This window comes from Actinoplanes palleronii (assembly GCF_016862315.1).
Lineage (GTDB): Bacteria > Actinomycetota > Actinomycetes > Mycobacteriales > Micromonosporaceae > Actinoplanes > Actinoplanes palleronii.
In genome coordinates this window covers 77,835-85,766 of the sequence record NZ_BOMS01000135.1, presented here as the reverse complement: position 1 = coordinate 85,766, position 7,932 = coordinate 77,835, and the positions used below count along the sequence as shown (strand labels likewise).

8 protein-coding genes are annotated in these 7,932 nt (G+C 71.6%); 2 read left to right on the top strand and 6 right to left on the bottom strand.

Features of this window, described 5'->3' with window-relative positions; translation table 11 throughout:
- Positions 1 to 213: 213 nt before the first annotated feature.
- Positions 214 to 1,155: an NADP-dependent oxidoreductase gene (locus tag Apa02nite_RS40210; protein WP_203829740.1), complete on the bottom strand. Its 942-nt coding sequence runs from the start codon at positions 1,153 to 1,155 to the stop codon at positions 214 to 216.
- Positions 1,156 to 1,256: 101 nt separating this feature from the next.
- Between Apa02nite_RS40210 and Apa02nite_RS40205 the strand changes: the two genes are divergently transcribed.
- Entirely contained in the window at positions 1,257 to 1,616 is a 360-nt protein-coding gene (locus Apa02nite_RS40205) for a winged helix-turn-helix transcriptional regulator (protein ID WP_203829739.1), read from the top strand.
- A 956-nt stretch (positions 1,617 to 2,572) separates the two neighbouring features.
- On the opposite strand, the gene Apa02nite_RS40200 is transcribed toward Apa02nite_RS40205, so the two are convergent.
- On the bottom strand, positions 2,573 to 3,556 hold the full coding sequence (locus tag Apa02nite_RS40200; protein ID WP_239164882.1) for an aldo/keto reductase: 984 nt from the start codon (positions 3,554 to 3,556) through the stop codon (positions 2,573 to 2,575).
- Positions 3,557 to 3,634: 78 nt separating this feature from the next.
- On the opposite strand from Apa02nite_RS40200, the gene Apa02nite_RS40195 reads away from it, so the two are divergent.
- Complete coding sequence (locus Apa02nite_RS40195) at positions 3,635 to 4,519, top strand: LysR family transcriptional regulator (RefSeq protein WP_239164881.1); 885 nt, start codon at positions 3,635 to 3,637, stop codon at positions 4,517 to 4,519.
- On the opposite strand, the gene Apa02nite_RS40190 is transcribed toward Apa02nite_RS40195, so the two are convergent.
- From Apa02nite_RS40190 to Apa02nite_RS40175, 4 genes are read right to left on the bottom strand one after another with little or no spacing between them, the layout of a single operon-like run.
- On the bottom strand, positions 4,467 to 5,189 hold the full coding sequence (locus Apa02nite_RS40190; RefSeq protein WP_203829737.1) for a GNAT family N-acetyltransferase: 723 nt from the start codon (positions 5,187 to 5,189) through the stop codon (positions 4,467 to 4,469). The two genes, Apa02nite_RS40195 and Apa02nite_RS40190, sit on opposite strands and share 53 nt — an antisense overlap.
- Positions 5,186 to 6,163, bottom strand: coding sequence for an ABC transporter substrate-binding protein (locus Apa02nite_RS40185; protein WP_203829736.1), 978 nt, complete (start codon positions 6,161 to 6,163; stop codon positions 5,186 to 5,188). The genes Apa02nite_RS40190 and Apa02nite_RS40185 overlap by 4 nt, the downstream gene beginning before the upstream one ends.
- Before the next feature lie 19 nt (positions 6,164 to 6,182).
- Positions 6,183 to 6,947 (bottom strand): amino acid ABC transporter ATP-binding protein, encoded by a 765-nt coding sequence (locus Apa02nite_RS40180; protein ID WP_203829735.1) that lies wholly within the window; start codon positions 6,945 to 6,947, stop codon positions 6,183 to 6,185.
- A complete protein-coding gene (locus Apa02nite_RS40175) occupies positions 6,944 to 7,858 on the bottom strand; it encodes an amino acid ABC transporter permease (protein ID WP_203829734.1) in 915 nt (304 codons plus the stop codon). The genes Apa02nite_RS40180 and Apa02nite_RS40175 overlap by 4 nt, the downstream gene beginning before the upstream one ends.
- Positions 7,859 to 7,932: the final 74 nt, after the last annotated feature.

Here is a 7,932-nt window from a genome sequence, read left to right as displayed (position 1 = left end):
CCGCAGGCTACGAGCCGCGTCCCGTGGTGGTCTCGCGCTGCGCAGTCCCGGTGCCCGGTCCGCAGCGCGCCTGCGGACCCCGGCTGGTTCACAGGGGTGCCTCCGGGCGCTCGAGACACCCCTGAGCACCAGCCGGGGCCGGGGGGGCCTCGGCCCGGACGGGCGTGGTGTCGCGCCTCGGCTTACCACCGCGCCCGGCTCACCGCACCGGGATCAGATCTCCAGGACCAGCTTGCCCCGGGTGCGGCCGGTGGCCATCAGGCGGTGCGCCTCGGCGGCCTCGGCCAGCGGCAGCACCGCGGCGACCTCGACGTGCACCTGTCCCGCATCGATCAGCCCGGCGATCGTCGCCAGGGCCGGGCCGTCCGGCTCCACCAGGAACGGGACGGCGCGGACGCGGGCCGCCTCGGCTGCCTCGGCGACGGCCGGGGCGACACCGGCCGGGATCGCGATCAGCAGGCCGCCGGGTGCGAGCGCGGCCACCGACCGCACCCCGGTGCCCACGTCACCGACCAGGTCCAGGACCACGTCGACGTCCTTGGCGGCCTCTTCGAAGCGGGTCGTGGAGTAGTCGATCACCTCGTCCGCGCCCAGGGTCCGCAGCCACTCGTGGTTGGCCGCGCGGGACGTGCCGATCACGTGCGCGCCCAGGTGCTTGGCGAACTGCACGGCGAAGTGCCCGACCCCGCCGGCCGCGGCGTGCACCAGGACCCGCTGTCCGGGTGTGATCGTGGTCGCGGCGGTCAGTGCCTGCCACGCGGTCAGTGCGGCGAGTGGCACGGCGGCGGCCGCGGTGTGGCCCACCGAGGCGGGTTTGCGGACGAACTGGCGGGACGGGGCGGTGACGTACTCGGCGTAGGCGGCGGCCTGGCGGGGGAACCACGGCATGCCGTAGACCTCGTCGCCGACCGCGAGGGTGTGCACGCCGAAACCGACCGCCTCGACCACCCCGGACACGTCCCAACCCAGTACGAACGGCGGCGTGCCGAGAACACCGGCCATCCCGGCGCCCTCCCGGGTCTTGTAGTCGACCGGGTTCACCCCGGCCGCGACCACCCGGACCAGCACCTCGGTCGGCAGCGGTTCGGGCCGGTCCACCTCGGTCACCCGGAGCACCGACGGACCACCGAACTCCTGCTGCGTGACGGCTCGCATGACGTTTCCTTCCGAACGGGGGAGCAACGCCGGAAAGCTATCCCCGGAGCGGTAGTTACCCGCAAGGGCGGCTACTATCTATCGGAAAGTAAGGAGGTCGGATGACCAGCACCTGCGCCACCGGCGAACACGACAAGCACGACGTCTTCGCCGAACTGTGCCCCTGCCGCGGCCTGCTCGACCTGATCGCCAACAAGTGGACGACGCTGGCGGTCGGCGCGCTCGAGGACGGCCCGCTGCGCTTCGGCGCCCTGCAGCGCCACATGGAGGGCATCAGCCCCAAGGTCCTCACCCAGACGTTGCGCCGCATGGAGGACGCCGGCCTGCTGACCCGCACGGTCTACCCGGCGGTCCCCCTGCACGTCGAATACGAACTGACCCCCCTCGGCGCGAGCCTGATCCTCCCGTTGCGAGGCCTCCGGGACTGGGCCGAAACCCACCTCCACGACCTGACCATCTAGCCCACCCGCACCCCTGCGGCGGCCCCACCTCCAGGTCCGCGCCCGGGTCTGCCTCATGCCCGTGGCTGGGCCAGCCTTGGTGCCCGGGTTCGGGTTCGCCGCCATGCCGTGGCCGGAGGGGGTGGTCCTACCCCGCCGCGGGTGGCGAGTGGCAGGTGGTCGGTCTTGCTTCCGCCCATGGTCGGCCTTTTGCCCGCTCGCGGTGGGTGGATGGCTGGGGTGGCTGGCCAGGCAGGGTTGCCGCTGGTCGCGGTCCGGTGCGCCGCTGACTACCCGCGGCCGGGATACCACCACCAGCACCAGCCGAGTGTTCCCCAATGCCGTTTGATCTCGGTGGGGCTCTGCGGTCGTGGGGTGGTTCCCGATGTGTTCGGGCGCAGGTGGGTAGGGGTGTTGTTGCGGGCCGGGATGTCCCGTCGCTCGGTGTTGTTGTAACGGCCGGGGTCCGCGCTCGGGACCGGTGGGGCGGCAGCCGTCCGCGCTCGGCGCTGAAGGGGCGGCAGGGGTCCGCGGTGGGTCGGGTTCGGGGCGGTGGTGGTCCGCGGTCAGGTGGTGCGTGCGGCTAGCGCCCCCAGGTGGGCGGCGAGGGCACGCGATCTGGCAACGCGGACTCGCACAGCCCTGCCCAGCAGCGACAGGCACATCCGAGCGGGCATGTGCACCCCTCGCCGCCCACAGGGTGATCGAGGGGGCGGCCAGCCGGCGATCATCGGGCCCGATGCTCCCCGGGCAGACACCGTGTTCACCCCCCCCGGCCGGGGTCGGTTACATCCCGGCCGGGTCGGTTGCATCCCGGCCGGGGTCGGTTACATCCCGGCCGCGAGCGCACGGCCGTGTACTCGCCGGTATCCGGTCACCCGCGCCACCGCCCGGACCGGGACGACCTCGCGGGCCGGGCGGTTCCGGCCGCCGGCGCCCATCAAGATCAACTTGAGGTGAGCGGCATTGGAGGACATTCAGGCGGGGGTGGGGGGTGCGGGGGTGCGGGTGGTGTGGTGGGCGGCGAAGGAGCGGCGGTCGCCCTGCCAGGCCGAGCGGGGGGCGATCTCGTTCAGGTCGGCCAGGTCGGCCGGGGTGAGGGTGACCTGCGCGGCGGCGGCGTTCTCGAGGATGCGGGTGGGGTTGCGGGTGCCGGGGATCGGGACCACGTCGTCACCCTGTGCCAGCAGCCAGGCGAGGGCCAGCTGGCCGGTGCTCACGCCGTACCCCTGAGCCTTGGCCTCGAGAGCGGCGACGACCTGGAGATTGGCCGCCAACGACGAGTTCGCGAAGCGGGGGTCGCCGGCGCGGAAGTCGCCGGGGGCGAACGGGCCGGTGGGCAGCGCGCCGGTCAGCAGACCGCGACCCAGCGGGCTGTAGGCGACGATCCCGGCGCCGGCCGTGCGCGCCGCCGGGATGATGTCGTCCTCGGGTTCGCGCCAGGCCAGCGACCACTCCAGCTGGACCGCCGCGATCGGGTGCACCGCGACGGCGTCCGCGAGCTGGGCCGGGCTCACCTCGGACAGGCCCAGGTGCCGCACCTTGCCGGCGGTGACCAGGTCGGCCATCGCACCGACGGACTCCGCGACCGGCACCGAAGGGTCGACGCGGTGCAGGTAGTAGAGGTCGATGGCATCGACGCCGAGCCGGTGCAGGGACGCGTCGCAGTAGTCCCGGACCCGGTCCGGGTGGGCGTCGAGGCGGGTGCCGGACGGTTCGCGGACGATGCCGAACTTGGTGGCGATCACGGCGTCCGGGCGGCCGGCGATCGCCTTGCCGATCAGCTGCTCGTTGTGGCCGGCGCCGTAGCTCATCGCGGTGTCCAGGAGCCGCACGCCGTGGTCGAGCGCGGTGCGGATGGCGCGGATCGACTGCTGGTCGTCGGCCGGGCCGTACGCCTGGGAGAACCCCATGCAACCGAGACCGACCGCGCCGCGGGTGATCGTGCGAAGGGAAGCCATGCGCCAAGCGTGGTCCCGGGAGATTGATATGTCCAAGACACGTTCCCGATGGCATTCATCGTGCGTCACGATGAACGGGTGGAGCTTCGACAACTCACCTACGTGGAGGCGGTGGCCCGGCACGGCGGGTTCACCCGGGCCGCCGAGCGCCTGCACGTCGCCCAGTCCGCGGTCTCGGCGCAGATCCGGTCGCTGGAGGCCGAGCTGGGCGTGGCCCTGTTCGCCCGGACCACCAGGCGGGTGGCGCTGACCCCGGCCGGGGAGCTGTTCGTGGCCCGGGCCCGCCGGGTGCTCGCCGAGCTGGACGGCGCCCGGCTGGAGCTGGGGGAGATCACCGCGGTGGTGACCGGCCGGGTGACGGTCGGCGCGACCGCGGTGCTCGGCCGGTACGACCTGCCCGCTGCCCTGGCCCGGTTCCACGATCAGTTCCCGGGTATCGCGCTGCGGCTGCGGTCCGGGCTGGTCACCGGTCTGCTCGGTGCACTCGACGGCGGCGAGCTGGACCTGGTGATCGGCCCGGTGCACAGCGACCTGCCGCCCCGGTTCGACGCGCTGCCGCTCGCGGAGGAGCAGCTGGTCCTCGCGTTACCCCCAGGGCACCCGCTCGAAGGTCCCGGACGGATCACCCTCGGCGAGCTGCGGGACGAGTCGTTCGTCTGTCTGCCCGAGGGCAGCGGGCTGCGCTGGATCCTGGACGACGCGGCCCGCACCGCCGGGTTCACGCCCCGGGTCCCGTTCGAGACGCACAGCCCGCAGAGCATCCGCGAGCTGGTCGCGGCCGGCCTCGGGGTGGCACTGCTGGCCCGGTCGGTGGCGGAAAGTGATCAGGGCCCGGCGATCGTCGTCCGGGCCCTGCACTCCGCTCCGTCCCACCCGCCGATCGGCGTGATCCATCACCGGGACCGGCCGCTCACACCCGCAGCGCAGGCCTTCCGGCACGTGTTGTCGACCGGTAGGCCGTGAAGTCCACGTGCCGGCGCAGCTCGAAGCCGAGCTTCTCGTAGAGCCGGATCGCCGTGGTGTTGGCCGCCCCGGTGTGCAGGAACGGTGTCTCACCGCGGTCGAGGATCCCGGCCGCGACCGCCCGGACCAGCCGGGTGGCCAGCCCCTTGCCCCGGTACGCCGGGTCCGTGCAGACCGCGCTGATCTCGGTGAACCCGGGCGGGTGCAGCCGTTCCCCGGCCATCGCGACCAGCCGCCCCTCGTCCCGCAGGCCCAGGTAGGTGCCGAGTTCGACGGTGCGCGACAGATACGGGCCGGGCTGGGTACGCCCGATCAGGTCGAGGATCTCCGGCACGTCCTTCGCACCCAGGACCTCGGCGGAGGGGTCCGGAGCCGCCCGCAGCGCCACGTCGATCAGCTGCACACCGGGGATGCTGCGGGTGGGTTCCCAGCCGGGCCGGGCCTGCCCGCCGAGGCCGGCGAGCATCACCTCGGTCTCCGGCTCGACCAGCGTGGCCAGGTCGGCCCAGGACCGCGGATCCTCCGGAGTGCCGAGCGCGTGGAACGGCGCCACGTCGCTCTGATATCGGCCCGCCCGGCCGTGCACCTGCGCGAACCGGGCGTGCACCCCGGTCAGCGAGTGCCAGGCCGGGTTGTCCAGCACGTCGTCGAAACCGATGAACGTGGTCACTTGCCCTCGATCGGGAGTCCCTCGGGGTTCACCTCGGACGTGGCGACGGCCTCGTTCGTCAGGTTCCAGCGCTGCAGGATCCTGGTGTAGTCGCCGCTCTGGATCAGCTTGTCGGTCGCCGCGCCGAGCGCCTTGACCAGGCCGTTGTCCTTCTTCGTGGTGAACGCGATCTTGCCTTGCCGGGCGGCGCCGGCGCCGGAGTAGGTGCCGACGATCTCCAGGTTGCCGTCGACCGCGACCTGGTAGGCGACGCTCGGGTTCGGGCCGAGGTAGGCGTCGATCTGGCCGGAGCCGAGCGCCAGGTAGGTGGCCTGGTTCGTCTGGTAGTACAAGATGTCGACCGGCTCGAGGCCCTGCTTCTCGGCCTCCTTGCTCCACTCGACCAGGATCTTCTCCTGGTTGGTGCCGGAGCTCACCGCGACCTTCTTGCCGGCCACGTCGGCCGGGCCGGTGATCTTCAGGCCGGCGCCCTTCTTGGTGACGAAGGCCAGGTTGTCCAGGCGGTAGGTGGCGAAGTCGTACTTCTTCTTGCGCTCCTCGGTGACCGTGATGTTGGAGACGCCGACGTTGTACTTGCCGCTGTCCAGGCCGATGAACAGGTTCTCCCACGAGGCGTTGTCCACCTGCGGCTCGAGGCCGAGGATGCCGGCGACCGCGTAGGCGAGGTCCGGCTCGTTGCCGATCAGGGTCTTGTTGTCGGTCGCGGTGAAGGCGAGCGGCGGGAAGCCGGAGCCGGCCGCGCCGACCCCGACGGTGAGCTTGCCGGTGGCCCGGATGTCCGCCGGGACCAGCGCCGCGATGGCCTCGTCCTTGGCCGGGACGATCCGGTTCTGCTCCGGGCCGAGGTTCAGCGCGGGGCCGGCCGACGCGGATGGATTGCCGGCCGCGGCCGCGGGTTTCTCCTCCGGCGCGGCGCAGCCGGTCAGGCTCAGCGCCGCCGCGGTCACCAGGAAAAACACCAATTTTGTACGCATGGGAGCTCCTGAGAACGGGTTAAAGGACTTTGGACAGGAAGGACTGGGTCCGCTCGTGGCGGGGATGGTCGAGGACCTGCGCGGGCGGGCCCTGCTCGACGATCCGGCCCTCGTCCATGAAGATCACGGTGTCGGCGGCCTCCCGGGCGAAGCCGATCTCGTGCGTGACCACGATCATCGTGGTGCCCGCCGCGGCCAGGTCGCGGAGCACGTCGAGCACCTCGCCGACCAGTTCCGGGTCGAGGGCGGACGTGGGCTCGTCGAACAGGATCAGCCGGGGTTCCAGGGCGAGGGCCCGGGCGATCGCGACGCGTTGCTGCTGACCGCCGGAGAGCTGCCGGGGGTAGACGTCAGTCTTGTCGGCCAGGCCGACGCGGGCCAGCAGCTCGCGCGCGTGGTCGTACACCTGGGTTTTGGGCTTTTTCAAGGCCGCGATCGGCGCTTCCGCGACGTTCTCCAGGGCCGTGAGATGGGGAAACAGGTTGAAGTTCTGGAAGACGAAGCCGATCCGGGCCCGCTGTTCGAGGATGTGCCGCTCGCCGAGCTCGTGCAGTTTTCCGCCGGCCTGCCGGTAACCGATCAGCTCGCCGTCGAGCCGGACCCGGCCGCGGTCCACCTTCTCCAGGTGGTTGATGCTGCGCAGCAGGGTGGACTTGCCGGAGCCGGACGGGCCGAGGATCACGGTGACCGTGCCGGCCTGCGCGGTCAGGTCGATGCCGCGCAGCACGTCCAGGGTGCCGAACGACTTGTGCACGCCGTGGATCTCCAGGACCGGGGTGCTCATCGGCGGATCGCCGCCTTCAGACGCTGGAACGGGGTGGGCGGCAGGGTGCGGACGGCGCCGCGGGCGAAGTGGCGCTCCACGTAGTACTGCAGGATCGAGAGCAGCGCGGTGAGGATGACGTACCAGACGGTGGCGACCATCAGCAGCGGCACCACCCGCCCGTTGCGGCCGTAGACCACCTGGACCTGGTAGAACAGCTCGCCGATCGCCAGCACGTACACGATGGACGTGCTCTTGAGCAGGTTGACCAGCAGGTTCGCGGCGTTCGGCAGGATCGCCCGCATGGCCTGCGGGAGCACGATGCGCAGGAACTGCCGGCGCCGGGGCAGGCCCAGCGCGGCGGCCGCCTCGTGCTGGCCCTGGTCGACACTGAGCAGCCCGGCCCGGATGATCTCGCCGGCGAACGCGGCCTCGTGCAGGGCCAGTCCGAGCAGCGCCGCGCCGAACGAGCTGATCAGGTTGGTGGTGCTGAACGACCAGCCGGGCCCGAACGGGATGCCGATCTGCAGGGTGTCGTAGAGGTAGCCGAGGTTGGCCCAGAACAGCAGCTGCACGATCAGTGGCACGGACCGGAACACCCAGATGTAGGTCCAGCTGACCGCGGCCAGCACGGGGTTGCGGGAGAGCCGCATCGCGGCCAGGGGGATGCCGCCGAGGAAGCCCAGCACCGCGCCGGCCAGGGTCAGCTCCAGGGTGACGAGCAGCGCGTCGATCACCGACTTCTCGAGGAAGTAGCCGGTGAAGGTGCCCCACTCCCATCCGGGGTTGGTGGCCAGGCCGTGCCCCAACTGAGCGAGGAGCACCAGCACCAGGGCGGTTCCGGCCCAGCGCCAGGGGTGGCGGGCAGGCACCACCAGTTCGTCGGTTGTCTTGGTCTCGCCGGTCCCGCGAGGTGGGGAGAGGACGCTCACATCGCTGACCGTAGGTAAGCCTCCCCATCTCCCACAAGTCCTACAGAACTAATATGTTTTACGAAGTTGTTCCA